Origin of the sequence: Caballeronia sp. GAFFF1 (assembly GCF_023630705.1) — a bacterium.
Classification (GTDB): domain Bacteria; phylum Pseudomonadota; class Gammaproteobacteria; order Burkholderiales; family Burkholderiaceae; genus Caballeronia.
This window is the reverse complement of sequence record NZ_JALQEM010000062.1, coordinates 1-255: the sequence shown is the minus strand read 5'-3', so window position 1 is coordinate 255 and position 255 is coordinate 1. Positions and strand designations below refer to the sequence as shown.

At 65.5% G+C, this 255-nt stretch carries 1 pseudogene; it reads left to right on the top strand.

What is annotated here, in order from left to right:
* Positions 1–255, top strand: a pseudogene (locus NCR37_RS28300) (fimbria/pilus outer membrane usher protein); the annotation flags it as partial.

Here is a 255-nt window from a genome sequence, read left to right as displayed (position 1 = left end):
CGTCAGCAGGCGCTTCTTGACGTCGACCGGTCGCGTCAGATCGCGCAGCGCCTCGGCAACCGGCTTCCGGTTACACCGAAGGCAACGCCCGGCACCGGCTTCGCGCTCAACTACGACGTGACGTACACGCGCCAACTGGGCGAAATGGCGGCCGGTCAGTTCGGCGTCTGGAACGAACAGCGGCTCTTCAGTCCGGCGGGCGTATTCGACAACACCGGCACTTACCTCAACGGCGCCGGAACCAACGGCTACACG